Annotated in this window: 23 protein-coding genes and 4 tRNA genes; 16 read left to right on the forward strand and 11 right to left on the reverse strand. The window is 67.9% G+C overall.

The features are described from left to right. Positions 1-19 precede the first annotated feature (19 nt). From HWX55_RS22660 to HWX55_RS22680, 5 genes are all read left to right on the forward strand, one after another. Positions 20-95 (forward strand) — tRNA-Glu (locus HWX55_RS22660). Positions 96-175: 80 nt separating this feature from the next. Further along, a tRNA-Asp gene (locus tag HWX55_RS22665) sits at positions 176-252 on the forward strand. 65 nt (positions 253-317) lie between these two features. After that, positions 318-393, forward strand: a tRNA-Glu gene (locus HWX55_RS22670). A gap of 73 nt (positions 394-466) precedes the next feature. Further along, positions 467-543 (forward strand) — tRNA-Asp (locus HWX55_RS22675). A gap of 195 nt (positions 544-738) precedes the next feature. Beyond that, positions 739-1,203 (forward strand): GNAT family N-acetyltransferase, encoded by a 465-nt coding sequence (locus HWX55_RS22680; protein WP_069617696.1) that lies wholly within the window; start codon positions 739-741, stop codon positions 1,201-1,203. Positions 1,204-1,228: 25 nt separating this feature from the next. On the opposite strand, the gene HWX55_RS22685 is transcribed toward HWX55_RS22680, so the two are convergent. After that, entirely contained in the window at positions 1,229-2,110 is an 882-nt protein-coding gene (locus HWX55_RS22685) for a helix-turn-helix transcriptional regulator (RefSeq protein WP_175977356.1), read from the reverse strand. 338 nt (positions 2,111-2,448) lie between these two features. On the opposite strand from HWX55_RS22685, the gene HWX55_RS22690 reads away from it, so the two are divergent. Further along, complete coding sequence (locus tag HWX55_RS22690) at positions 2,449-2,862, forward strand: gamma-glutamylcyclotransferase family protein (RefSeq protein WP_175977357.1); 414 nt, start codon at positions 2,449-2,451, stop codon at positions 2,860-2,862. Between the two features lie 139 nt (positions 2,863-3,001). Here the strand turns inward: HWX55_RS22690 and aceB are convergent, their stop codons facing one another. Both aceB and HWX55_RS22700 read right to left on the reverse strand, forming a co-directional pair. Next, a complete protein-coding gene (gene aceB, locus HWX55_RS22695; RefSeq protein ID WP_175977358.1) occupies positions 3,002-4,594 on the reverse strand; it encodes a malate synthase A in 1,593 nt (530 codons plus the stop codon). A gap of 66 nt (positions 4,595-4,660) precedes the next feature. Then, positions 4,661-5,428 (reverse strand): haloacid dehalogenase type II, encoded by a 768-nt coding sequence (locus HWX55_RS22700; RefSeq protein WP_175977359.1) that lies wholly within the window; start codon positions 5,426-5,428, stop codon positions 4,661-4,663. A gap of 157 nt (positions 5,429-5,585) precedes the next feature. Between HWX55_RS22700 and HWX55_RS22705 the strand changes: the two genes are divergently transcribed. Together HWX55_RS22705 and HWX55_RS22710 are read left to right on the forward strand one after the other, a co-directional pair. Beyond that, on the forward strand, positions 5,586-6,491 hold the full coding sequence (locus HWX55_RS22705) for a LysR family transcriptional regulator (RefSeq protein ID WP_175977360.1): 906 nt from the start codon (positions 5,586-5,588) through the stop codon (positions 6,489-6,491). A gap of 159 nt (positions 6,492-6,650) precedes the next feature. Next, on the forward strand, positions 6,651-7,085 hold the full coding sequence (locus tag HWX55_RS22710) for a universal stress protein (RefSeq protein WP_050012929.1): 435 nt from the start codon (positions 6,651-6,653) through the stop codon (positions 7,083-7,085). A gap of 210 nt (positions 7,086-7,295) precedes the next feature. On the opposite strand, the gene aceA is transcribed toward HWX55_RS22710, so the two are convergent. From aceA to HWX55_RS22725, 3 genes are all read right to left on the reverse strand, one after another. Then, complete coding sequence (gene aceA / locus HWX55_RS22715; protein ID WP_175977361.1) at positions 7,296-8,603, reverse strand: isocitrate lyase; 1,308 nt, start codon at positions 8,601-8,603, stop codon at positions 7,296-7,298. A gap of 396 nt (positions 8,604-8,999) precedes the next feature. Beyond that, a complete protein-coding gene (locus tag HWX55_RS22720; protein ID WP_175977362.1) occupies positions 9,000-10,556 on the reverse strand; it encodes a DEAD/DEAH box helicase in 1,557 nt (518 codons plus the stop codon). Positions 10,557-10,912: 356 nt separating this feature from the next. Continuing rightward, positions 10,913-11,182: an acyl-CoA-binding protein gene (locus HWX55_RS22725; RefSeq protein WP_006478462.1), complete on the reverse strand. Its 270-nt coding sequence runs from the start codon at positions 11,180-11,182 to the stop codon at positions 10,913-10,915. 148 nt (positions 11,183-11,330) lie between these two features. On the opposite strand from HWX55_RS22725, the gene tsaB reads away from it, so the two are divergent. Genes tsaB through HWX55_RS22745 form a run of 4 tightly spaced genes read left to right on the forward strand, consistent with a single transcriptional unit; the run spans position 11,331 to position 14,575 of the window. Beyond that, positions 11,331-12,098, forward strand: coding sequence for a tRNA (adenosine(37)-N6)-threonylcarbamoyltransferase complex dimerization subunit type 1 TsaB (gene tsaB / locus HWX55_RS22730; RefSeq protein WP_175977363.1), 768 nt, complete (start codon positions 11,331-11,333; stop codon positions 12,096-12,098). Continuing rightward, positions 12,095-12,595, forward strand: coding sequence for a ribosomal protein S18-alanine N-acetyltransferase (gene rimI / locus HWX55_RS22735; protein WP_175977364.1), 501 nt, complete (start codon positions 12,095-12,097; stop codon positions 12,593-12,595). Before tsaB ends, rimI begins: the two co-directional genes overlap by 4 nt. Continuing rightward, on the forward strand, positions 12,582-13,613 hold the full coding sequence (locus HWX55_RS22740; protein WP_175977365.1) for a uracil-DNA glycosylase: 1,032 nt from the start codon (positions 12,582-12,584) through the stop codon (positions 13,611-13,613). Before rimI ends, HWX55_RS22740 begins: the two co-directional genes overlap by 14 nt. Beyond that, entirely contained in the window at positions 13,610-14,575 is a 966-nt protein-coding gene (locus HWX55_RS22745) for a DUF1853 family protein (RefSeq protein WP_175977366.1), read from the forward strand. Before HWX55_RS22740 ends, HWX55_RS22745 begins: the two co-directional genes overlap by 4 nt. Positions 14,576-14,593: 18 nt before the next feature. Here HWX55_RS22745 and thiD read toward each other — a convergent pair whose 3' ends face one another. Together thiD and lplT are read right to left on the reverse strand one after the other, a co-directional pair. After that, positions 14,594-15,403: a bifunctional hydroxymethylpyrimidine kinase/phosphomethylpyrimidine kinase gene (gene thiD / locus HWX55_RS22750; RefSeq protein WP_175977367.1), complete on the reverse strand. Its 810-nt coding sequence runs from the start codon at positions 15,401-15,403 to the stop codon at positions 14,594-14,596. A gap of 58 nt (positions 15,404-15,461) precedes the next feature. Beyond that, complete coding sequence (gene lplT, locus HWX55_RS22755) at positions 15,462-16,769, reverse strand: lysophospholipid transporter LplT (RefSeq protein WP_050012920.1); 1,308 nt, start codon at positions 16,767-16,769, stop codon at positions 15,462-15,464. Between the two features lie 218 nt (positions 16,770-16,987). On the opposite strand from lplT, the gene alr reads away from it, so the two are divergent. From alr to HWX55_RS22770, 3 genes are all read left to right on the forward strand, one after another. Next, on the forward strand, positions 16,988-18,058 hold the full coding sequence (gene alr, locus HWX55_RS22760; RefSeq protein WP_050012919.1) for an alanine racemase: 1,071 nt from the start codon (positions 16,988-16,990) through the stop codon (positions 18,056-18,058). An 11-nt stretch (positions 18,059-18,069) separates the two neighbouring features. Further along, entirely contained in the window at positions 18,070-19,446 is a 1,377-nt protein-coding gene (radA, locus tag HWX55_RS22765) for a DNA repair protein RadA (protein WP_175977368.1), read from the forward strand. Between the two features lie 148 nt (positions 19,447-19,594). Further along, on the forward strand, positions 19,595-19,861 hold the full coding sequence (locus HWX55_RS22770) for a DUF2866 domain-containing protein (protein ID WP_175977369.1): 267 nt from the start codon (positions 19,595-19,597) through the stop codon (positions 19,859-19,861). A 198-nt stretch (positions 19,862-20,059) separates the two neighbouring features. Here the strand turns inward: HWX55_RS22770 and HWX55_RS22775 are convergent, their stop codons facing one another. Next, positions 20,060-21,991 carry an ATP-binding cassette domain-containing protein gene (locus tag HWX55_RS22775; RefSeq protein ID WP_175977370.1) on the reverse strand — a complete coding sequence of 644 codons (1,932 nt, stop codon included), beginning with the start codon at positions 21,989-21,991 and terminating at the stop codon, positions 20,060-20,062. A 136-nt stretch (positions 21,992-22,127) separates the two neighbouring features. Here HWX55_RS22775 and HWX55_RS22780 point away from each other — a divergent pair, with 136 nt between their 5' ends. Beyond that, entirely contained in the window at positions 22,128-22,607 is a 480-nt protein-coding gene (locus HWX55_RS22780) for a glutathione peroxidase (protein WP_175977371.1), read from the forward strand. A 43-nt stretch (positions 22,608-22,650) separates the two neighbouring features. Here HWX55_RS22780 and cls read toward each other — a convergent pair whose 3' ends face one another. Beyond that, positions 22,651-24,090 (reverse strand): cardiolipin synthase, encoded by a 1,440-nt coding sequence (gene cls / locus HWX55_RS22785; RefSeq protein WP_175977372.1) that lies wholly within the window; start codon positions 24,088-24,090, stop codon positions 22,651-22,653. A 130-nt stretch (positions 24,091-24,220) separates the two neighbouring features. Next, positions 24,221-25,129, reverse strand: coding sequence for a 50S ribosomal protein L3 N(5)-glutamine methyltransferase (gene prmB, locus HWX55_RS22790; RefSeq protein ID WP_050012913.1), 909 nt, complete (start codon positions 25,127-25,129; stop codon positions 24,221-24,223). Between the last annotated feature and the right edge of the window lie 4 nt (positions 25,130-25,133).

Below are 25,133 nucleotides of genomic sequence, written 5' to 3' on the forward strand. Positions count from 1 at the left end.
AAGATGTAAGCAGTACGTTGTCCCCTTCGTCTAGAGGCCTAGGACATCACCCTTTCACGGTGAGTACAGGGGTTCGAATCCCCTAGGGGACGCCAGATTCAGCGGCGTTTCATGGAAGTGTCGCAACGCGTGCAGGAACGTGACGAGATCCTGCGGGCGGTGGTGCAGAAAAGCTGGAGCGGTAGTTCAGTTGGTTAGAATACCGGCCTGTCACGCCGGGGGTCGCGGGTTCGAGCCCCGTCCGCTCCGCCAGAACGAAGCCCGTTCAAAAAGCGTTTTTGAACGGGCTTTCTCGTTAAAGATGTAAGCAGTACGTTGTCCCCTTCGTCTAGAGGCCTAGGACATCACCCTTTCACGGTGAGTACAGGGGTTCGAATCCCCTAGGGGACGCCAGATTTCGGCGTCGTTCGAACAAACGACGCGCCGGCAGGAAGTAACCGACGCCTGCCAGGCAAGCAGCAAGACTGGAGCGGTAGTTCAGTCGGTTAGAATACCGGCCTGTCACGCCGGGGGTCGCGGGTTCGAGTCCCGTCCGCTCCGCCAAACGAACAACAATGCCCGCCTTGTGCGGGCATTGTTGTTTGTGCATTCGGTCGTTGTGCCCGCTCGCGGGCGCGTGACTGCTTCGCGCCTTCCGCTGACACCCCACACCGCGCGCCGCGCCCCTACGAGAAATTCGCGATTGCATCCGCACGCGACTGCGCTATCGTGGCGGGATGCGTTTTCGACTCCTGCGCGATGCTCGATCCGACCGACCTGCGACTCCTGTATCAGCTCCGACCCGCGGAGCCCGGCGATTTTCCGTATGCCGAAGCGCTGACGCACGGCAACATGGGCGGCTACTACAAGCGCCATGGGCTCGTGTGGCGCAGCGACCTGTTCTATGCGAGCTGGCGCGAATCCGAAAACTTCATCCTCGAAGCCGACGGCGAGCGCATCGGCGTGCTGCGCGTGACCGAGGAAGGCGATTCGCTGCACATCCGCGACGTGCAGATCGCGGCCGGCCATCGCGGGCAGGGCGCCGGCACCTACATGCTCGAGATGTCGCATCGCTGGGCGCGTGCGCGCGGGCTGCACGAACTGCAGTTGCGCGTATTCGTCGACAACCCTGCCGCGCATCTGTACCTGCGCATGGGCTACCGGGTCACCGGGCCGCGGCTCGCGCAACTCGGCTCGATCCGCCACATGGTGCGGCCGGTCTGACGGTCCTGTGAGCCGGAGCGAGCGATCAGCGGGCCGCGTCGATCGCGCCGTCGTCGTCCGGCGTTTCGTTTTCCGCGACGTCGCCTTCCGGGCCTCGATGTTCGTAGCCGCGCAGCATGAATGCGCGCGGGCTTTCGCCGAATGCGCGGCGGAACATCGCCGAGAACGCGCTCTGGCTCTGGTAGCCGAGTTCGCGCGCGATGTGCGACAGCGGTCGCCCCTGGTTCAGCAGCGGGATCGCCCGCGCGAGCAGCGCCTGCTGGCGCCACTGCGAAAAGCTCACGCCCAGTTCCTGCTTGAAGAGCCGGGAGATCGTGCGCGTGCTCGCGCCGACCTCGCTCGCCCAGTGTTCGAGCGACTCCGCATGCGCGGGCTGCGCGAGTACCGATTCGCACAGCAGGCGCAGCCGTTTTTCGTCCGGCATCGGCACCGCGAGCGGCAACGGTTCGGCATGACTCAGCTCGTCGAGCACGAGCCCGCACAGCAGGCGCTCGCGCGAGGTGCTCAGGTCGCGCGCGTCGAGTGCGACGATCAGCTCGCGCAGCAGCCCCGTCACCTCGACGACGCGGCATGCATCGAGCCCGCCCGGCACGATCGACTCGTCGATATACAGCGTGCGCAAGTAGGCCTCTTCGACGATCACGACTTCGTGCGACACGTGCGGCGGCACCCAGATCGCGCGGGACGGCGGCACCATCCAGGTCGTGCCGGTCGTCGCCACGCGCAGCACGCCGCGCGACGCATACGCGAGCTGCGCCCACGCATGCGTGTGCAGCGGAATGCGGCGGCCGGCATCGACCTGCCGCGCGCGCACGCGCATCGGATGGTCGGCGGTCGGCGCGAATTCCGGCGGGATGTCGATGACGTCGTACGGGTTGGATACGTCGGCTTGGGCGGGCGGATTCATGAACGGTTCGGGCGGCGCGGCGGCGATGCCGTTATTTTAGAAGGCGCCGCGCGTGCGCATGCGGCGGTTTTTCGGGCCATCATGCCGGCTTCAAATGAACTTTGTGTGGGCGTCGGCGAATCCGGGGCGGCTGCCCGCAGCCGGTCGCCCGCAGCCGGTCGCCCGCAGCCGGTCGCCCGCAGCCGGTCGCCCGCAGCCGGTCGCCCGCAGCCGGTCGCACCGACGGTTCGAACCATCGGGCCGGTATCGCGGTCTATCGATGCGTGCGCCACGTCGCGCCCATCGCGCACCGGTCGCACGCCAACACGGCAACACACGAATCGAAGAGGAGAACCACGATGCGCCACGTATTCGTCTATGGCACCTTGAGAGCCGGACAGGCCAACGACATCGGCCATGCGGCCGCCCGCCACGGCATCGCCGCGCCGACGCTGCTGGGCGCGGCCGCGCTGCCGGGCGAACTGGTCGATTTCGGCACGTATCCGGGCATGATCGCCGGTACGACCGGCAAGTCGCTGGTCTGGGGCGACGTCTACGAGGTCGACGAGCAGCTCGTCCCGGTGCTCGACGAGATCGAGCGCGTCTATCCGGGCGTCGATTCGCTGTTCAAGCCGGACGAGGTAACGGTCGAGCTCGGCGGCCGGCAGTACGCGTGCCTGTATTATCCGGTCGCCGCGCACGCGGCGGCCGGGCGCCCGCGCATCGCGTCCGGCGATTGGGTTCAGCACCGGCGCGAGCAGGAAGCCGCCTGAGCGTGCCTGCGCGCAGCGGCTGGATTCGCCGCAAAAGAGAAAGCGCCCCGCGGGGCGCTTTTTTCATGCCGCTGACCCGTCATTGCACACGACCGCCGACACGGCATGGCCGGCCAGCGATCGCAGCAGACAGCGTCCGTCAGATTTCCTCGTACAGCGGCAGCGTCAGGAATTCGGTGAAGCCTTCCGACGTGGACATCTGCTCGAAGATCGCCGCGGCGCGTTCGTACGGCTGCGTGTTGCCGCCGACCGAGCGCTTCACGTTGTCGAGCTCGAGCTTCGCGAATTCGCGCACGAGGTCGGCCGTGACCTTGCGGCCGTCGTCGAGCACGCCCTTCGGCGAGCGGATCCATTGCCACACCTGCGAGCGCGAGATCTCGGCCGTCGCCGCGTCTTCCATCAGGTTGTGGATCGGCACGCAGCCGTTGCCGTCGAGCCATGCGCCGAGGTAGTGGATCCCGACGTTGATGTTGTTGCGCAGCCCGGCTTCGGTGATCGGCGCTTCCGGCTGGAAGTCGAGCAGGTTCCTGCCTTCGACCTGCGCGTCGTCGCGCTGCTTCGCGATCTGGTTCGGCTGGTCGCCGAGCACCTTGACGAATTCTTCCATCGCGATCGGCACGAGGCCCGGGTGCGCGACCCAGCCGCCGTCGTAGCCGTCGGTCGCGTCGCGCTGCTTGTCCGAGCGCACCCCGCCCATCGCCTTGTCGTTCGCTTCCGGATCGTTCTTGATCGGGATCAGCGCGCTCATCCCGCCGATCGCCGGCGCGTTGCGCTTGTGGCAGGTCTTCAGCAACAGCAACGCGTACGCGCGCATGAACGGCACCGTCATCGTGATCTTCGAACGCTCGGCCAGGCAGAAGTCGCGGTCGTTCTTGAACTTCTTGATCGCCGAGAAGATGTAGTCCCAGCGGCCGGCGTTCAGGCCCGAGCTGTGTTCGCGCAGTTCGTACAGGATCTCGTCCATCTCGAACGCGGCGAGGATCGTCTCGATCAGCACCGTCGCGCGGATCGTGCCGCGCGGCACGCCGATCGCTTCCTGGGCCGCGACGAAGATGTCGTTCCACAGGCGCGCCTCGAGATGGCTTTCCATCTTCGGCAGGTAGAAGTACGGGCCCGAGCCGCGCGCGATCAGTTCCTTCGCGTTGTGGAACAGGAACAGCGCGAAATCGAAGATGCCGCCGGACACGCGCTGGCCGTCGACCGTCACGTGCTTCTCGTCGAGGTGCCAGCCGCGCGGACGCACGATCAGCGTCGCGACCTTGTCGTTCAGCCGGTACGACTTGCCGTTCTGCTCGAGCGAGATCGTGCGGCGCACCGCGTCCTTCAGGTTGATCTGGCCGTCGATCTGGTTCGTCCAGCTCGGCGCGTTCGAATCCTCGAAGTCCGTCATGTACGAATCGGCGCCCGAGTTCAGCGCGTTGATGATCATCTTGCGCTCGACCGGGCCCGTGATTTCGACGCGGCGGCATTGCAGGTCGGCCGGCAGCGGCGCGACCTTCCAGTCGCCGTCGCGGATCGCTTGCGTCTCGGCGAGGAAATCGGGGCGCTCGCCCGCGTCGAGGCGTTTCGTGCGCTCGACGCGCGCCTGCAGCAGCGTCTGGCGGCGCGATTCGAACGTGCGATGCAGCGACGCGACGAGTTCTAGCGCGGCGGGCGTCAGGATCGCTTCGTAACCCGGCTTGATTTCGCCGGTGATCGTCATGCCTTGCGGCAGCGTGATCGGGGTGCTCATGAGTCTCATCTCCTTGGTCGGTCAGTTGCGGTTTCGGTGAAAGGGGAAGGCGGCAGCTGCGAAACGTCATGCACCCGGGCCGGGGCGCGTGCGGTTTGCGGGTCTGCCGGACGGAGCCGGGGCGGGGGTGGCGAGGAACGCGAGCAGGTCGGCCATGCCGGTGCCCGTGCCGTCGGGCGGCGCGCCGAGTTCCTCGGCCGGCGCACCCGTGCGGTTGAGCCAGAACGTCGTGTAGCCGAACCAGGTGGCGCCCGCGACGTCCCACGCGTTCGACGACACGAACACGATGCCGCGCGGGTTCGCACCGAACGCGGCGGTGCCGAGCGCATACGCGGCCGGGCTCGGCTTGTACGCGCGCACGGTGTCGGCCGACAGCACGCGATCGAACAGGCCGGTCATGCCCGCGCTCTTGATCGCGATGTCGAGCATCTGCGGGGTGCCGTTCGACAGGATCGCGAGCGGCGGGCGCGGGTCGAGCGCGCGCAGCTGGCGCAGCGCGGGCACCGTGTCGGGATAGGTGGACAGGCACGCGTATTCGTCCATCAGCCGTTTCTCGGCCGCACTGTTCAGCGCGAGCCCGAGCCGGCGCGCGGCGAACCGCAGCGCATCGAGCGTGATGTCCCGGAACGGGCGATAGTGCGCGCCGGCCGGATCGGCGAGCGTGCGCAGCTGCGAGTATTCGATTTGCTTGCGTCGCCACAGCTGCGACAACCGTTCCCCGTGTCCGGGAAACATCTGCTCAGCCGCGGCCAGCACGGCACGCACGTCGAACAACGTGCCGAATGCGTCGAAGAGGATGGCGTCGGGAGAGGAGAGTGTCGTTGTGGCCGACATAGCCTTGCGCTCCAGTTTCAGAGGTCGAGTCGATTCTATTCGTGATCGAAGGTGCTAAAAAAGACGCTAAACATCACTTGATCTTTTACTTTCATATACCTAATCTGAGCGGCTCAAGCGATTTGAAGGGCGGCGATGCCGTCCTCTCGAGAGAGTCATGGACCGGTTCAAACAGATCGAAACGTTCGCCGCGGTCGCGGCGAAAGGCAGCCTGTCGGCGGCCGCGCATGCGGAAGGCGTCGCGCCGGCGATCATCGGCCGCCGCCTCGACGCGCTGGAGGAGCGGCTCGGCGTCAAGCTGCTGGTGCGCACGACGCGCAAGCTCACGCTGACGTTCGAGGGTTCGGCGTTCCTCGAGGATTGCCAGCGCATCATCAACGACATGCAGAACGCGGAAGCGAGCGTGTCCGCCGGCGGCGTCAAGGCGAGCGGCCATCTGCGAATCTCCGCGCCGGCCGGCTTCGGCCGGCGGCACGTCGCGCCGCTCGTGCCCGAATTCAGCGGCGCGCATCCGGACGTGTCGGTCACGCTCGACCTGTCCGACCGGATGGTGGACCTCGTCAACGAGGGGTTCGATTGCGCGGTGCGGCTCGGCGAGCTGCCCGATTCGTCGCTGGTGTCGCTGAAGCTCGGCGAGAATCGCCGCGTGTGCGTCGCGTCGCCCGCGTATCTCGCACGGCGCGGCACGCCGGCCACGCTCGCGGAACTGGCGCGGCACAACTGCCTCGCGCTCGCGGCGAATGCGAACCAGCAGCGCGGCTGGGCGTTCCAGGAAGGCGACAAGGTCGTGTCGATCCGCGTGAACGGCACGATGGAATGCTCGGACGGCGCGGTGCTGCACGAATGGTGCCTCGCCGGCCACGGCCTCGCGTGGCGCTCGTGGTGGGAAGTCGGCGAGGACGTCGCGGCCGGCCGGCTCGTCAGCGTGCTCGATGCGTTCGCCGCGCCGCCGATCGGCATTCACGCGGTGTTTCCGCAGCGCCGGCATCTGCCGCTGCGCGTGCGCCTGTTTCTCGATTACCTGAAGCACACGTACGAGCGGCCCGGGTATTGGGGCGAGTAGGCGCCGCGCGCCCGCGTGTTTCCGATATGAGGGCGAACCCGCTGGCGGTGCGGCTTGCGCGGTTTCACCCACTACAATCGTAAGAGGCATGCACGCGGTGTCGCGGCCGGCTCGGCCGGAGCCGGGGCGCGCGGCGTGCGATTGACGAAGGAGGGCGCGATGTTCCGGCACATCCTCGTTCCAACCGACGGTTCCGAACTGTCGCAAAAGGCGATCGACGGCGCGATCGATCTGGCGCGCGCGGTCGGCGCGCAGGTCACGGCCTACGCGTGCCTGCCGCAATACCCGTACTCGCCGTTTTCCGAAGTGATCATCGAGCCGCCCGCCGATTTCCGCGCGCGCAGCGAGCGCGAGGCGCGCGCGCATCTCGACGAGGTGGAAGCGGCCGCGAAGGCGGCCGGGGTCGCGTGCGACACGTGGACGAGCGTGCATCCGTCGCCGTATCTCGGCATCATCGAGGCGGCCGAACGCGGCGGGTGTGACGTGATCTTCATGGCGTCCCACGGACGCCGCGGGCTCGGCAGCCTGCTGATCGGCAGCGAGACGCAGCGCGTGCTGACCCATACGAAAATTCCGGTGATCGTCTATCGGTAGGGCAGCGCCGGCCGTGGCGGGGCGGGCTGCGCATCGGAAAAAGGGCGCGCCGGACGAAGCCGGCGCGCAGCGTTGCTGGCGGCCCGCAGGCCGCGCGGCCGGTTGCGCGATGGGACTCGCGCGCCTGCCGTCTCCTCCCTGATTGTTGTTCCGGTGGGCGATGCCGCGGCGTCGCGAGACGCGGCGGGCATCGGCGTAACGCCTGGCGTGTTACGCGACCTTCTTGCCGTCGAAGAACTGTTCGTCCTCGGTCGAGCCGTGCAGCGCGGTCGTCGACGCTTCGCGTTCGACCGTCTGCGTCACCGCGTCGAAGTAGCCGGTGCCGACCTCGCGTTGGTGCTTGACGGCCGTGAAGCCCTTGTCGGCCGCCGCGAACTCGGCCTGCTGCAGTTCGACGAACGCGCTCATCTGCGTGCGGGCATAGCCGTGCGCGAGGTTGAACATCGAGTAGTTCAGCGCATGGAAGCCGGCCAGCGTGATGAACTGGAACTTGTAGCCCATCGCGCCGAGTTCCTTCTGGAACTTCGCGATCGTCGCGTCGTCGAGGTTCTTCTTCCAGTTGAACGACGGCGAGCAGTTGTACGACAGCAGCTTGCCCGGGAACTGCTTGTGGATCGCTTCCGCGAACTTCTTCGCGTACTCGAGATCGGGCTTGCCCGTTTCGCACCAGATCAGGTCCGCGTACGGCGCGTACGCGAGGCCGCGCGAGACCGCCTGCTCGAGGCCCGGCTTGGTGCGGAAGAAGCCTTCCACCGTGCGCTCGCCCGTGAGGAACGGCTTGTCGTTGTCGTCGACGTCGGACGTGATCAGGTCGGCCGCTTCCGCGTCGGTGCGGGCCACCAGCACGGTCGGCGTGCCCATCACGTCGGCCGCGAGACGCGCGGCCGACAGCTTCGCGACGGCTTCGCGCGTCGGCACGAGCACCTTGCCGCCCATGTGGCCGCACTTCTTCACCGACGCGAGCTGGTCCTCGAAGTGGACGCCCGACGCGCCGGCCTCGATCATCGCCTTCATCAGCTCGAACGCGTTGAGCACGCCGCCGAAGCCGGCTTCCGCATCGGCGACGATCGGCGCGAAGAAATCGATGTAGCCTTCGTCGCCCGGGTTCTTGCCTTCCGACCACTGGATCTGGTCGGCGCGCGTGAGCGTGTTGTTGATGCGCTTGACGACGAGCGGCACCGAGTTCGCCGGATACAGCGACTGGTCCGGGTACATTTCGCCCGCGACGTTCGCGTCGCCGGCCACTTGCCAGCCGGACAGGTAGATGGCCTTCAGGCCGGCCTTCACCTGCTGCATCGCCTGGTTGCCGGTCAGCGCGCCGAGGGCGTTGACGAACGGCTCGTTGTTGATGAGGCTCCACAGCTTTTCCGCGCCGCGCTTGGCCAGCGTGTGCTCGATCGGGATCGAGCCGCGCAGGCGGACCACGTCCTCAGCCGTGTAGCCGCGCTTGATGCCCTTCCAGCGCGGATCGGTTTCCCATTGCTGCTGCAGTGCCTGTGCCTGTTGCTGACGCGACATGATGAGCTCCTTGATGCGGTATATGCGTGACGGGCCGAATCTGGCGGTGACGATGCGGTTCGCGAGGCAGGGACGCGATGCGTTCCGGTTCGCGAAGTCTTGTATAAGAGTCTAGGCAAATCGGCGGGAGCGAAACAGGGGCTGGGTCGGGAAGTGCGGAATTTTTTAATTGTTTTTAATCAATGGCTTGCCTTCGTCATTTCGAGATAAGAAATGCGTTTTCCTATCCCGCAATCGCGCGGGTTGTGCCGTGCAGCATGATTTTTTACGACGCAAAAAAATTTTCCGCATCGTGAAATTGGCGGTGGGGCGAAAAAAAACCGGCGCGGATGCGCCGGTTGGCTGAATGGGCGAGGTGCCCATCCGCGGAGCGGCCGCAGGGCCGCCCATGCAGGCTTACGATGCCGAATTGCTACGGCGCGGGGCGCCGCTGCGCTGGCCGTCGCGACGCGGGCCGCCGTCACGGCTGCCGCCCGGCTTGCCGCTCCAGCCACCGCCATTGCCGCCGCCGTAGCTGCGACCGTTGCCGCTGCTATTGCCGTTGCCGCCATAACCGCCGCCCGGCTTGCCGCCGAAACGACGACCGCCGTTACCACCGCCCGGACGGCCGCGGCCGCCGGTGCCGCCGTTACGCGGGGGCGACTTGCGCGGCTCGAAACCTTCGACAACGTTGACCGGCAGCGGCGAGCGCACGAAGCGTTCGATGCGCTTGAGCGCGCCTTGCTCGGCATGGTGCACGAGGCTGACCGCCGTGCCCGAACGGCCCGCGCGGCCGGTACGGCCGATACGGTGCACGTAGTCTTCCGCGAACTTCGGCAGGTCGTAGTTGAACACGTGCGTGATGCCCGGGATGTCGATGCCGCGTGCCGCGACGTCGGTCGCCACCAGCACGCGCACGCGGCGTTCGCGCAGCGCACGGATCGTGCGGTTGCGCGCGCCCTGCGGCAGGTCGCCGTGCAGCGCGGCCGATTCGAAACCTGCGTCGGCGAGACGGCCGGCGAGCTGGTCGGCGTCGATCTTGGTCGCCGTGAAGATGATCGCCTGGTCGAGCGCGTCGTCGCGCAGCAGGTGATCGAGCAGGCGATCCTTGTGATCGCGGTCGTCGACGTAGTGGACCGTCTGCGCGATGTTCGTGCGCGACTCGAGGTGCTGCTGGATCTCGATGCGCTCCGGGTCCTTCAGCAGGCGGCCCGTCAGCGAACCGATCTTGCCGTCGAGCGTGGCCGAGAACAGCATCGTCTGGCGCGATTCCGGCGTGGCGGCGACGATCGTTTCGATGTCTTCGATGAAGCCCATGTCGAGCATGCGGTCGGCTTCGTCGAGCACCAGCATCTTCAGTTCGGACAGGTCGATACGGCCGCGCTCGAGGTGATCGAGCAGGCGGCCCGGCGTCGCAACCAGGATTTCCGGGTTCTTCGCGAGCAGCATCAGCTGCTGGCCGTAGGCGACGCCGCCGAGGATGCTGACCGTGCGCAGGCGCTTCAGGTGCTTGCCGTACGTCGAGGCGGCCGTCGTGACCTGCATCGCCAGTTCGCGGGTCGGCGTCAGCACGAGCAGGCCCGGGCGCGCGACGGGTTGCGGGCGGCGCGCGCGGCGATCGCCCTGGTTCGGGTCGCGCGGCGCGCGCGGCTGCTGCGCCTGCGTCTTCTGGAGCTGCGCGAAACGTTCGATCGCGGGCAGCATGAATGCGGCGGTCTTGCCCGAACCGGTCGGGCTCGACACCAGCAGGTCGCGGCCGGCGATGCCGGCCGGAATCGCGCGCTGCTGGACCGGCGTCGGCTTCACGTAGCCGGCGGCCTGCAGCGCGGAGACGATCTCCGGCGACAACCCGAGCGACGCGAAGCTCGGCTCGTCCGACGCCGGTTCGACCGCGGCCGGTGCGGCGGCGTCGTCGAGACCGAGCGCCTGGTCGGCGATCGCGTTGAGCGGGCTGGAGTTGATGCTCGAAGTCATAACAATCCTTGAAACACAGTGGGTGAAACGTCGGCGCCAATCGCGCATACCCAAGTCGTCGGATTCAGCGAGCAAATCGGGAAACGGGTGCAATCCGCCGAACCTTCGGCGGATGAGGCATTAGAAGCTGTTTTGGGTGCGGCGCGCTTCTGGAGCGGGGCCGCCAGCCTAGTTGACGACCGCAAGGGTCGAAGCAGGAGGGGACAGGTTCTAAACCGGATTGGAGCTTAACGCTACGAGGCGTCGGGCCGGAACGGCTTCGAGCCGAGCGCGGGAGGTGACGCAGGCCGCATTATAAAGAAATTTGCTGCGCTGCGCCACTGATTTGATTGCCTATTGCGGCGGGGGCGGTTTGGTCAGGACGCCGTGCCGTTTTTCAGCGATTCGACGAGTTCGATGTACTGCTGCTTCGCCGCGTCCTGCGACGTGCCCTTCAGCGCTTCCCAGGCATCGTACTTGTACTTGCCGACGATATCGGTGAAGCCGGGCTTGTCGCCGTGCGCGTCGCCGTCGGTCGCCTGCTTGAAGAGCGCGTACAGGCGCAGCAGGGTCAGATTGCCCGGCCGTTCCGTCAGTTGCTTGACGTCGATCTGGGCCTGGTCGAATTGGGCGGTGAGTTCGCTCATTGGGGTGTCTCCGTAAGGGTTTCAGATCGGCCGATCTTAACAAGCGGACCGTCGCGCCGGGTCGAGCGATCCTTCCAAACCGCCGCCGGCGCCGCACGTGCGCACAGATCGGGCCCGATCGCCCGTGGGAGCGGGACGGCGCATTACAATGTCGGCCATGACGCAAACAGTGCTCCTCGCCATCGATACGTCGACCGAATACTGCTCGGTCGCGCTGCTGCGCTCGGCCCCGGCCGATGACGCCGTTTCCACTCCGCAAACCTGGGTCCGTCACGAACCGACGGGCGCCGTGTCGAGCACGCGCGTGCTGCCGGCGATCCAGGAACTCTTCGCCGAATCCGGGCTGACGCTCGCCGACTGCGACGCGATCGCGTTCGGCGCGGGCCCCGGCTCGTTCACGGGCCTGCGTACCGCGACGGGCATTACCCAGGGCCTCGCGTTCGGCGCCGGGCTGCCGGTCGTGCCGATCGGCACGCTGCTCGCATGCGCCGAGCACGCGCGGCTGCGTGCGCCCGGCACGACCCGCGTGCTCGCCGCGCTCGATGCGCGGATGGACGAAGCCTACTGGGCGGATTTCGAATGGGACGACGGCGCCGGCGACTGGCGCACGCTGCATCCGGCGTCGCTCGACGCACCGGGCACCGTCGGCGTGCCCGACGCGCCGTTTACGCTCGCCGGCAATGCGGCCGCGGCGTTCGGCGCGCAATTGCCGGCCGCCGCGCGGGCGGCCGTGATCGACGGCGATGCGCTGCCGCATGCGCTGGCGGTCGCGCATGCCGCGCTGCGCGCGTTCCGCGCCGGGCGAGCGGTGCCGGCCGACCAGGCCGCGCCCGAATACGTGCGCGACAAGGTCGCGCAGACGACGGCCGAGCGCCTCGCCGCACGGGCCGCGCAGACGGGCGGAGCGAAGGGATGACGGGCGTGCTGCTGAGCGACCGCTATCTGGCGCCGATGACGGACGCCGATCTCGACGAGGTCGTCGCGATCGAGCACGTCGCGTACGAATTCCCGTGGAGCCGCGGCAACTTAGAGGATTCGCTTCGCAACGGCTATCTGGGCGTGTGCCTGCGGCACGTGACGGGCTCGCTCGTCGGCTATTGCGTGCTGATGCCCGTGGTCGACGAGATGCATCTGCTGAACCTGTGCGTCGCGCCGGCCGCGCAGCACGCGGGCGCGGGCCTCGCGCTGCTGCGCGAGGCGGTGCGCATTTCGCGCGCGGAAGGGCTCGACGGCATGCTGCTCGAAGTGCGGCCGTCGAATCCGCGCGCGATCCATCTGTACGAGCGCTTCGGCTTCGTGACGATCGGCCGGCGCAAGAATTACTATCCGGCGAAGCATCGGAGCCGGGAGGACGCGATCGTGATGCGTCTGACGCTGAACAAGGACGAGGGGGACGCACATGGCGTGGGGTGAAGCGGCGCTCGAGGAACTGGGCCTCGCGCAGATCTGGGTGCGGCGCGGGCAGCGCGCGGACGAAGGCGCGGCAGCCGACGCGCCTGCCGTCGCGCAGACCGCGGCGACCGACGACGGTTCCGCCGTCGCGGCCGATCGGCCGGTGCGGGCAGCGCGTGCACCGGTGCAGGACGATGCGCCGACGGCCGTCGCGCGTGGCGCCGTCGGTGGCTTGCCGACTCGCGAAGCAGGGGCGCCGGCATACGGTGTCGACGACGGCGGTCGCCCGCCTGCGCAAACTGCATCGGGCGCATCGCCCGACACGATGCCGCCGAAGGATGATGCGCCGCCGGCAGCGGACGACGATTTCGCCTGGTTCGACGCGGCGCCGCCGGGCGAATCCACGCCCGTGCCGCTCGCCGAATCGCGTCCTGCCGGCACGCCGGTCGCCACGCTCGACTGGGATGCGCTGGCCGCGCGCGTCGCCGACTGCACGCTGTGCCGCTTGTGCGAGAAGCGGACCAACACCGTGTTCGGTGTCGGCGACCGCGAAGCGGACTGGATGCTGATCGGCGAAGCGCCGGGCGAGAACGAGGACAAGCAGGGCGAGCCGTTCGTCGGCCAGGCCGGCAAGCTGCTCGACAACATGCTGCAGTCGCTGTCGCTCAAGCGCGGCGACAACGTGTACATCGCGAACGTGATCAAGTGCCGGCCGCCCGGCAACCGCAACCCGGAGCCGGACGAGGTCGCGAGTTGCGAGCCGTATCTGCAGCGCCAGGTCGCGCTTGTGAAGCCGAAGCTGATCGTCGCGCTCGGCCGTTTTGCCGCGCAGACGCTGCTGAAGACGGACGCCAGCATCGCGTCGCTGCGCGGCCGCGTGCATGCGTACGAGGGCGTGCCGGTGATCGTTACCTACCACCCGGCCTACCTGTTGCGCAGCCTTCAGGACAAGTCGAAGGCATGGGCCGACCTGTGCCTCGCACGCGACACGTTCCAGCGTGCGCAAGGCGGCGGCGCGAACGGCCCGGCCGGGTCATGACGACCGGCGCGGCGTGCGCGTTCGTCGATACGCTGCTCGACGTCGCGGTGCGCGATCTGGGTTGGCTGCTGGCCAGCCCGAGCCTGCTCACCGCGGTGCCGGGCGCGCCGCTCGCGCGCCCGTGGCCGGATGCGGCGGGCCAAGCGGCCGTCGAAGCGTGGCTCGCCGCGCTCGATGCGCAGCCCGGGCCGCTGCATCGCGCGCTCGACGGGTTTCGGCCCACCCGGCTCGGCCGCTACGCCGAATGCCTGCTCGAATACTTCCTGACGCACGGGCCGTCGCTGCGGCTCGTCGCGGCTAATCTGCCGCTGCGCAGCAACGGCCGCACGCTCGGCGAAGTCGACTTTCTCGTCGATGCGCCGGACGGTCGACGCCTGCACTGGGAACTCGCGGTGAAGTGCTATCTGTGCGCGCCGGTCCGCGACGGCGCGTCGCTCGCCGACTTCGTCGGCCCCAATCTCGTCGACCGGTTCGACCGCAAGCGCAGCCGGCTGCTCGACCACCAGTTGCGGCTCGGCGAACACGACGGCTTCGCCCGGCTCGGCTACGGTGCACCGTCCGACGCGCAGATGTTCATCAAGGGCTGGCTGTTCCATCCGCACGGCGCGCCGGTGCCGCCGGTATCCGCCGAAATCGCGCCGGATCACCCGCGCGGTTTCTGGCTGACGCATGCGCAGTGGCCGGCGTGGGCGGCCGCGCAGCGTGACGGCGCCGCATGGAGCGTATTGCCGCGGCTGGCGTGGTTGGCGCCGCGACGTGTCGCCGCCGGCGCGGGTGTCGAGCCCGAGCCGCTGGCGAGCGCACCGGAACTGCCGCCCGTGCTGGCGACGCGCGAGGCGCCCGACCTGATCGGCATCCATGAAAAGGGCGGCGACGGCACGTGGCGCGAGACGGCGCGCGGGTTCGTCGTGCCCGACGACTGGCCGGCGCGCGCGCAGGCGTTCGCCGCGCAGGATCGCTGAGGCCGCGTCAGCGGCCGCTCACCACCAGCGGTGAAAGTGATGGACCGGGCCGACGCCGTGGCCGACGTCGAGGTGGCCGCTCGCGGCGATCGCGCCGGTCAGGTAGGTCTTGGCTTCCCGCACCGCACTTTCCAGATCGGGCTGCTGCGGCAGCAGCGCGGCGATCGCCGACGACAGCGTGCAGCCGGTGCCGTGCGTGTTGCTGACCGGCACGCGCGCGCCGTCGAGCCGCACCGTGCGGGTCGCTTCGACGAGCCAGTCGGGGCTCGCGGATGCGTCGGGCAGGTGGCCGCCCTTCATCAGCACGGCGCGCGCGCCCGTCTGCAGCAGCGCCTGACCTTGCCGGACCATGTCGTCTTCGGTGGTGGCGGGCGCAACGTTCAGCAGCGCGGCCGCTTCGGGGAGATTCGGCGTGACGACCGTCGCGAGCGGCAGCAGCGTGTCGCGCAGCGCGGCGACGGCATCGGGCGCGAGCAGCGCGTGCGAACTCTTCGAGATCATCACCGTGTCGAGCACGACGAAGCGCGGCGCGTAACGGCGCAGCGCGTCGGCCACCGCCTGCACGATCGCCGCGTTCGCGAGCATCCCGATCTTGACCGCATCGATGCGGATGTCGTCGAACACCGCGTCGAGCTGCGCGGTCACGAACGCGGCGTCCGGCGCATGCACGCCCGTCACGCCGCGCGTGTTCTGCGCGGTCAGCGCGGTGATCACGCTCGCGCCATACGCGCCGAGCGCGGAAAACGTCTTCAGGTCGGCCTGGATGCCTGCGCCGCCGCCCGAATCGGAGCCGGCGATCGTCAGGAGGTTGGGTATCGGGTGCGTCATGAGGGCAACGCGCCGGTTCGAGGACCGGCGCCGACGGACGAAAACCGGAAGTGTAGCGTCAGTGCCGCGATTCGCCGATCAGCGCGACCGAGTCGAACTGACGCTGGTTCGCCTGATGGCGGCGCATCACGAGCCACATCGTCAGGCAGACGAACGTGCCGAACAGCACGATCACGACGCCGACCGGCACGTCGAGCCACACGAGCACCGCATACAGGCACAGCATCACGAGCACCGACAGGTTCTCGTTGAAGTTCTGCACCGCGATCGAATGGCCGGCCGACAGCAGCACGTGGCCGCGATGCTGCAGCAGCGCGTTCATCGGCACGACGAAGTAGCCGGACAGCGCGCCGACGCCGATCAGGAAGATGTACGCGACGATCAGGTAGAACGGCAGGCGCAGATGGCCGAAATGCACGGCCCAGTGCGACGGGAACAGGTCGCGCGTGTAGAACGCCATCAGCATCACAGCGATGCCCATGATGATGCCGACGGGCAGCACGGTCAGCGACTTCTTCAGCGGAATCCGCGCGGCGGCGGCAATGGCGCCGGCCGCGACGCCGACCGCGACGACGGCCTGCAGGATCGCGCCTTCGGACAGCGACATGTTGAGCGACACCTCGGCCCACTTCAGCACGATGAACTGCAGCGTCGCGCCCGCTCCCCAGAACAGCGTCGTGACCGCGAGCGAGATCTGGCCGAGCTTGTCGCGCCAGAGCACCATGAAGCAGTCGGCGAAATCGGTGAGCAGCTTGACCGGGCCGCGTTCCTGCTTCGGATAGCGGGCGCCCGTGTCGGGAATGCGCAGGTTGAACAGCGCGGCGACCACGTAGATCGCCATGATGATCGCCATCGCGGCTTCGGCGGGCGTGCCGATCCAGGCCGGCGTGTGCGCGATCACGTGCGCCGCGATGTGCGGGCTGATCAGCGCGCCGCCGAGCACGGTGCCGAGGATGATCGAGCTGACGGTCGTGCCTTCGATCCAGCCGTTCGCGGCGACCAGCCGGTCGGCCGGCAGCAACTCGGTGAGAATCCCGTATTTGGCGGGCGAGTAGGCCGCCGCGCCGAACCCGACGATCCCGTACGCGATCAGCGGGTGCGCGCCGAACAGCATGATCAGGCAGCCGACCACCTTGATCGAGTTGGTGATGAACATCACGCGGCCCTTCGGACGCGAATCCGCGAACGCGCCGACATACGCCGCCAACACCACATACGACAACACGAAGAACAGCTTCAGCAGCGGTGTCATCCAGTTGGGGGCGTGGAGGTCTTTCAGCAGGGCGATGGCGGCGATGAGAAGCGCATTGTCGGCCAGCGACGAGAAAAACTGCGCGGCCATGATGGTGTAAAAACCTTTTTTCATCTGATGCGATGCTTTCGTCGCTGCGGCAGGGCCGCGTAGGCCGCCTGGTATGCGATCGGCTTATTCCGTTCGAAATGGGTTGTGCGCACGGCTTTATAACATGAAAATACGCGAATTCGGACTAGCAAGATTCCCCGATCGTTCCGCAAATTGTCGGCTTCGGTGCTCAAAAGGCGCGGTAAGCTGATGATTCGCAAGCGTCTTTACGTAAATTTCCCATGCCGCGCCCGATCTCCGCCACCATCCACACCGCCGCTCTCGCGAACAATCTCTCCGTCGTCCGCCGCTTTGCCGGCCCGTCCAAGGTCTGGGCGGTCGTCAAGGCCAACGCGTACGGCCACGGTCTCGCCCGTGCGTTTCCGGGCCTGCGCGGCACCGACGGCTTCGGCCTGCTCGACCTCGACGAGGCCGTGAAGCTGCGCGAGCTCGGCTGGGCCGGCCCGATCCTGCTGCTCGAAGGCTTCTTCCGCTCGACCGACATCGACGTGATCGACCGCTACAGCCTGACCACGACCGTCCACAACGACGAGCAGATGCGGATGCTGGAAACGGCGCGGCTGTCGAAGCCCGTCAACGTGCAGCTCAAGATGAACAGCGGGATGAACCGGCTCGGTTACACGCCGGAAAAATACCGTGCCGCGTGGGAGCGCGCCCGCGCGTGCCCCGGCATCGGCCAGATCACGTTGATGACCCATTTTTCGGACGCGGACAACGCGCGCGGCGTCGCCGAGCAGCTCGCGACGTTCGAGCGCGGCGCGGAAAACATCGCCGGCGCGCGCAGTCTCGCGAATTCGGCGGCCGTGCTGTGGCATCCGGACACGCACTTCGACTGGGTGCGGCCGGGGATCGTGCTGTATGGGGCGTCGCCGTCCGGGCTGTCGTCCGATATCGCCGACACGGGGTTGAAGCCCGCGATGACGCTGTCGTCCGAGCTGATCGCGGTGCAGACGATCGCGAAGGGCCAGGCGATCGGCTATGGCTCGACGTTCTCCGCGCAGGCGCAGATGCGGATCGGCGTCGTCGCGTGCGGCTACGCGGACGGCTATCCGCGCGTGGCGCCGGAAGGCACGCCGGTGATCGTCGACGGCATCCGCACGCGGATCGTCGGTCGCGTGTCGATGGACATGATCACCGTCGACCTGACGCCGTGCCCGCAGGCCGGCGTCGGCGCGCGCGTGGAGCTGTGGGGCAACGCGCTGCCGATCGACGACGTCGCGCGCCATTGCGGGACGATCGGCTACGAGCTGATGTGCGCGGTCGCGGCCCGCGTGCCGGTGCGAGCGGAATAAGGGCGTCGCGCGTGGCCAAACAGAAAACCGTATACGTCTGCAGCGAGTGCGGCGGACAGACCCCGAAGTGGCAGGGCCAGTGCCCGTCGTGCCAGGCGTGGAACACGCTCGTCGAATCGGTCGCCGAGTCGCCGGCCGCCCATCGGTTCCAGTCGCTCGCGAAGCGGGCGCCGGTCCAGCGTCTCGCCGACATCGAGGCTGCCGACGTCCCGCGCTTCTCGACCGGCATCGGCGAATTCGACCGCGTGCTGGGCGGCGGGCTGGTGCCCGGCGGCGTCGTGCTGATCGGCGGCGATCCGGGCATCGGCAAGTCGACGCTGCTGCTGCAGTCGCTCGCGGATATCGCGAACGAGCGGCGCGCGCTCTATATCAGTGGCGAGGAATCGGCCGCGCAGATCGCGTTGCGCGCGCAACGGCTCGCGCTGCTCGACGGCGGCGCGCCGGCGGCCGAACTGAAGCTGCTCGCCGAGATCCAGCTCGAGAAGATCCAGGCCGCGATCGACGCGGAGCGGCCGGACGTGGCCGTCATCGACTCGATCCAGACCGTCTATTCCGACGCGCTGACGTCGGCGCCGGGCTCGGTCGCGCAGGTGCGCGAGTGCGCGGCGCAGCTCACGCGCATCGCGAAACAGTCGGGCACCGCGATCATCATGGTCGGGCACGTGACGAAGGAGGGCAACCTCGCCGGCCCGCGCGTGCTCGAGCACATCGTCGACACGGTGCTGTACTTCGAGGGCGACACGCATTCGTCGTTCCGGCTGGTGCGTGCGTTCAAGAACCGCTTCGGCGCGGTCAACGAACTCGGCGTGTTCGCGATGACCGAGCGCGGGCTGCGCGGCGTGGCCAACCCGTCCGCGCTGTTCCTGTCGCAGCACGAGCAGGTCGTGCCCGGTTCGTGCGTGCTCGTCACGCAGGAGGGCACGCGCCCGCTGCTCGTCGAAATCCAGGCGCTCGTCGATACGGCGCACGTGCCGAACCCGCGCCGGCTCGCGGTCGGCCTCGAGCAGAACCGGCTCGCGATGCTGCTCGCGGTGCTGCACCGCCACGCGGGCATCGCGGCCTTCGATCAGGACGTGTTCCTGAACGCGGTGGGCGGCGTGAAGATCACCGAGCCGGCCGCCGACCTCGCGGTGCTGCTCGCGATTCACTCGTCGATGCGCAACAAGGCGCTGCCGAAAGGGCTGATCGTGTTTGGCGAGGTGGGGCTGGCCGGCGAGATCCGGCCGTCCCCGCGCGGGCAGGAAAGGCTGCGCGAGGCGGCGAAGCTCGGCTTCACGTCCGCGCTGATCCCGAAGGCGAATGCGCCGAAACAGCCGATCGAAGGGCTCAACGTGATGGCCGTCGAGCGGCTCGAGCAGGCGATCGACCGCGTGCGCGATCTTGAATGAGCGGCCCGGCGCGTGCACGGCTCGTGCGTCGCCGGGCGATCTGTCGCGTAATTCGCTGTAAAGAATATGTAGGCTGCTGTAACCCGCCGGACATCGCTTTTCCCTATCCTTTGCCGGATTGTCGAACCGCGCAATGCGAAGGGAACCTATGTTGAAATCCTATGGGGAAGCGCCTGGCGGACGCCTTTACAACCTGCGCGGCTGCCGCGTGTCAGAGCCGATTCGTCAGCCGTGGGGCGGCGGATGCCGGATCGTCGAGTGGATCGACGAAGAAGGGCGCCTCGCGCGCAAGGTCGTGTCCGAGGATGTGACGGAAGCGGAAGTCGCCGCGGCGATCCGCCGGCCGACCCAAGGGCGTCGGTACCTGATGGACGACGACGAGCAGATGCCGCGCGATACGCTGCCGCGGCGTTGAGCGGACGGCGGGGCGCTGATACGGGCCGGCCGACGCAGCCACGTCGAACGCAGCCATGACAACGAGGCCGGGCCAGGGTGCCCGGCCTCGTCGTTTCCGGGGCCGGGGCGCGGCCGGGTGGATTCGTCGGGTGTCGACGCCCCGACGCGTTGCGCCGCCGATGACGCGCTCGCCACCTGACGGCGCCGATGGCCGCGTTCAGCCGATCTGCTCGAGTTCTTCCTGCACGGCGAGCCAGTCGGCCTCGACCGTCTCCAGCCGGGTCGTGACCTCGCCGAGCTTGCGGATCGCGTCGGTCAGTTCCGTCTTGCGCGCGGCTTCGTAGCTCGCCGGATCGGCGACGAACGCGTCGAGGCGCGCCTTCTCCGCGTGCAGCGTTTCCATTTCCTTTTCGAGCTTTGTGATGCGGTTCTGCAGCGGCTTCTTCAACTGCGACAACCGCTGGCGCTCTTCGGCCGCCTGGCGCTTCTGGTCCTTGCGGTTGACGCCCGGATCCGCGCCCGCGGCGGCCGCGCTGTCGGCCTTCGCGGCCGCGCGCTGCTCGGCCGCATGCTGCAGCAGCCAGTCGCGGTAGTCGTCGAGGTCGCCGTCGAACGGCTGCAGCCGGTGCTTCGCGACCAGCATGAACTGGTCGGTCGTCGCGCGCAGCAGGTGACGATCGTGCGACACGAGGATCAGCGTACCTTCGAACTGCGCGAGCGCCATCGTCAGCGCGTGGCGCGTTTCGAGGTCGAGGTGGTTCGTCGGTTCGTCGAGCAGCAGCAGGTTCGGCTTCTGCCAGATAATCAGCGCCAGCGCGAGGCGTGCCTTTTCGCCGCCCGAGAACGGCCCGACCGGGCTGGTCGCCATGTCGCCCGAGAAATTGAAGCCGCCGAGGAAATCGCGCAATTCCTGCTCGCGCGTGTCGGGCGCGAGCCGCGCCAGATGCGCGAGCGGCGAATCGTCTTCGCGCAGCGTTTCGAGCTGATGCTGCGCGAAATAGCCGATCGTCAGTCCCTTGCCGTCGCGGACGTGCCCCGACAGCGGCGCGAGCGTGCCGGCCAGCGTCTTGATCAGCGTCGACTTGCCCTGGCCGTTCGCGCCGAGCAGGCCGATGCGCTGGCCGTTCTGGATCGACAGCGCGACGCGCTCGACGATCGGGATGTCCGTTCCGTCGTCGGCATGGTAGCCGCAGCGGACGTCTTCCATCACCATCATCGGGTTCGGCGCGGCATCGGGCGTGCGGAATTCGAACGTGAACGGCGACGCGATGTGCGCGGGCGCGATCAGCTCCATCTTCTCGAGCGCCTTCATCCGGCTTTGCGCCTGCTTGGCCTTGGTCGCCTTGGCCTTGAAGCGGTCGACGAAGCTCTGCAGGTGCTCGATCGTCTTCTGCTGCTTTTCGTACGCGCTTTGCTGCAGCGCCAGCTGTTGCGCGCGCAGCACTTCGAACTGCGAGTAGTTGCCGCCGTAGCGCTTCACCTGGCGGTTTTCCAGATGCAGCGTGACGTTGCAGATCGAATCGAGGAATTCGCGGTCGTGCGAAATCACGACGAGCGTGCCGGGGTAGCGGTGCAGCCAGTCTTCGAGCCACACGATCGCGTCGAGGTCGAGGTGGTTCGTCGGTTCGTCGAGCAGCAGCAGGTCGGAGCGGCACATCAGCGCCTGCGCGAGGTTCAGGCGCATGCGCCAGCCGCCGGAGAAGCTCGCGACGGATTCGCGCGTTTGCGCGAGCGTGAAGCCCAGGCCGAGCAGCAGCGCTTCGGCGCGGGCCGGCGCGGTGTAGCCGTCGGCGTCGGCGAACGCCGCGTGCGCGTCGGCTTCGGCGGCGCCGTCATGCGCGGCCGACGCGGCGGCGATGCGGGCCTCGATCTCGCGCAGCGCGGTATCGCCGTCGAGCGTGTAGTCGAGCGCGGAACGATCGACCGCGGGCGTTTCCTGCGACACATGGGCGATCCGCCACGACGGCGGCATCGAGAAATCGCCTCCGTCGGAATGCAGCTCGCCGCGCAGGACGGAAAACAGCGTCGACTTGCCGGCGCCGTTCGCGCCGATCAGGCCGGCTTTCTCGCCGGGATTGAGCACGAACGAGGTCGACTCGAACAGCGGCTTGGTGCCGCGCGCAAGGCTGAACTGATTGAAACGGATCACGGCGGAAATGACTAGCCAAAACCGCTATTCTAGACCGCGCGCCGGTCGCGCCGGGCATCGGCCGTTCGGCGGATGCCGCAACGGCGCGATTTCGCCTAGACTCCACGTCGATCCGGTTTCGTAAAAGGAGTGCCCAATGTCCACCCTGTATTCGTTCAACGCGGAGACGCTGGCCGGTGCGCCGGTGTCGCTCGACGCGTATCGCGGCAAGGTGCTGCTGATCGTCAATACCGCGAGCGAGTGCGGTTTCACGCCGCAATACGCGGGGCTGCAGAAGCTGTACGACCAGTACGCGGCGCGCGGCTTCTTCGTGCTCGGCTTCCCGTGCAACCAGTTCGGCAAGCAGGAGCCGGGCGACGCCGAGCAGATCGGTGCGTTCTGCGAACGCAACTACGGCGTCACGTTCCCGATGTTCGCGAAGATCGACGTGAAAGGCGACCACGCGCATCCGCTGTATCGCTACCTGACCGACGAGGCGCCCGGCATTCTCGGCCTCAAGGCGATCAAGTGGAATTTCACGAAATTCCTGATCGACCGCGAAGGGCGCATCGTCAAGCGCTACGCGCCGTCCACCAAGCCCGAAGAAATCGCCGCGGACATCGACAAGCTGCTGTGACGGCGCCGGTGCGGATCGTGCGGGGCGGCGGTCGTCGCGGCCGTTACAGGATCGGTGCGAACAGCCGTGCGACGTGCATCGCGATGCGCCGCCAGGCGGGCGACTGCCGGTATTCGTCCGCGTCCACCTCGTACGCCTGAGCGAAGTCGGCGTCGAGCATCGTTTCGACCTCGTCGGCGAAGGCCGGGTCGACGGTCAGCACCATGACCTCGAAATTGAGGCGGAACGAACGGTTGTCGAGATTCGCGCTGCCGATCGCTGTCGCGACGCGGTCGATCAGCACGACCTTCTGGTGCAGGAAACCGGGCCGGTAGCGGAACACTTTCACGCCCGCATCGACGAGGTCGCGCGCGTAAAGCTTCGACGCCTCGAACACGACGTAGTGATCGCGCCGGCTCGGGATCAGGATGCGCACGTCCACGCCGCGCATCACGGCGAGCTTCAGCGCGGACACCACGGCTTCGTCGGGAACGAGGTACGGCGTGGTGATCCACACCCGCTCGCGGGCGGCATTGATCGATTCGGCGAAGAACAGCGAGCCGGTTTCCTGCTTGTCGGCGGGCCCCATCGGCACCGCGAGGCAATGCATGCCGTCGCCGGGCTGCGCGGGCGGCGGCAGCGCGATCGGCGGCAGCTTCTGCGTCGCCCAGTGCCAGTCTTCGGCGAACACGTACTGGATGCTCGCCACCACGGGGCCGCGTATCTCGATGTGGGTGTCGCGCCACGGCGACAGGCGCGGATTCGCGCCGAGATATTCGACGCCGACGTTGTGGCCGCCGACGAACGCGCAATTGCCGTCGACGACGACGATCTTGCGATGGTTGCGGAAGTTCAGCTGGAAGCGGTTGACGAATTTCCGGTTGGTCGCGAACGGATGGACCTCGACGCCGCCGCGGCGCAATGCGTCGACGTAGCTGTGCGGCAGGTCGAAGCAGCCGATGCTGTCGTACAGCACGCAGCAGCGTACGCCGGCGGCCACGCGCGCGAGCAGCGAGTCGCGCAGCATCCGGCCGAGCGCATCGTCGCGCACGATGAAGAACTGGACGAGCACGTAGTCGCGCGCGGCGTCGATCGCCGACAGGATGGCCGAGAACGTCGCGTCGCCGTTGACGAGCGTGCGCACCGAATTGCCGCCGAGGAACGGCATGCCGCCGAGCCGCGTGAGCGCGAGCACGGCAGCCTGCCCCAGCGCGTCGGCGGCCGGCCCGTCGGTTGCGTCGGTCGCGCGCCACGGCGAACGCGGTGTGTGCGTGCGCAACATTTCGAGTTCGTGGCGCCGGGCGTCGACGTAGCCGGAGAATTTGCTGCGGCCGAGGAACAGGTAGGGAACGAGCGTCAGGTACGGCATGGCCGTGAGCGAGACGGCCCACGCGATCGCGCCTTGCGACGTGCGCGTGTTCATGATTGCGTGGCATGCCGCGACGATCCCGAGCACGTGGATGGTCAGGATCAGGGTGCCGAGATGTAGCCAGTCGAGGGTCATGGGCGCTTGAAGGACTCCCGCGGGACGCCCGATGGGACGCCCGAAGTCGTGCGGCCGGGCGGCCGCCTACGCGCATCTTACCCAACCGTGCGGCGCAATGGTGCGCCGCACGGCGGGCCCGGCGGAACGCTCAGCCCTTGCGGGGCAGGTCCGACGCCTGGATCAGGAACACGGCGTCGTCGCCCGCGCTGGTGGGCAGCCACGTGAGCTCGAGGCCGCCGAACGCCGCTTCGACGTGCTCGCGCTCGTTGCCGATCTCGACGACGAGCACGCCGTCGTCATGCAGCCAGCGGTGCGCGTCGGCGACGATGCGTCGCACGATGTCCATCCCGTCGTCGCCGCCGGCGAGCGCCATCTCCGGCTCGTGCCGGTATTCGGGCGGCAGCGCGGCCATCGACGCGGCGTTCACGTACGGCGGGTTCGTCAGGATCACGTCGTAGCGCGAGTCGGGATCGGTGCGGAACGCGGGCAGCGGGGCGTAAAGGTCGCCGCGGTGCAGCCCGATGCGGTCTTCGAGGCCGTAGTCGCGCACGTTGATTTCCGCGACTTCGAGCGCCTTGTCCGACAGGTCGACCGCGTCGATCTCGGCGTTCGGGAACGCGCTCGCCGCGAGGATCGCGAGACAGCCGGAGCCGGTGCACAGTTCGAGCACCGCGCCGACCTGCTCGGGATCGGCGACATACGGCTGCAGCCCGTCGTCGAGCAATTCGCCGATGAACGAGCGCGGCACGATCACGCGTTCGTCGACGTAGAAGCGGTGGCCATGCATCCACGCTTCATGCGTGAGGTACGCGGCCGGCACGCGGTCGGCCGCACGTCGTTCGATCACCGCGAGCACGGCCGCGATTTCGTCGGGCAAGAGCCGCGCGTCGAGGAACGGCTCGAGCGTGTCGAGCGGCAGGTCGAGCGTATGCAGCACGAGGTAGGCCGCTTCGTCGTATGCGTTGTCGGAACCGTGGCCGAACGCGAGCTTCGCTTTCGAGAAGCGCGTGACCGCGTAGCGCAGCAGGTCGCGAACTGTGGCAAAAGGTGTCGTCATGCGA

Source organism: Burkholderia sp. BCC1047, from assembly GCF_902833155.1.
Lineage (GTDB): Bacteria > Pseudomonadota > Gammaproteobacteria > Burkholderiales > Burkholderiaceae > Burkholderia > Burkholderia sola.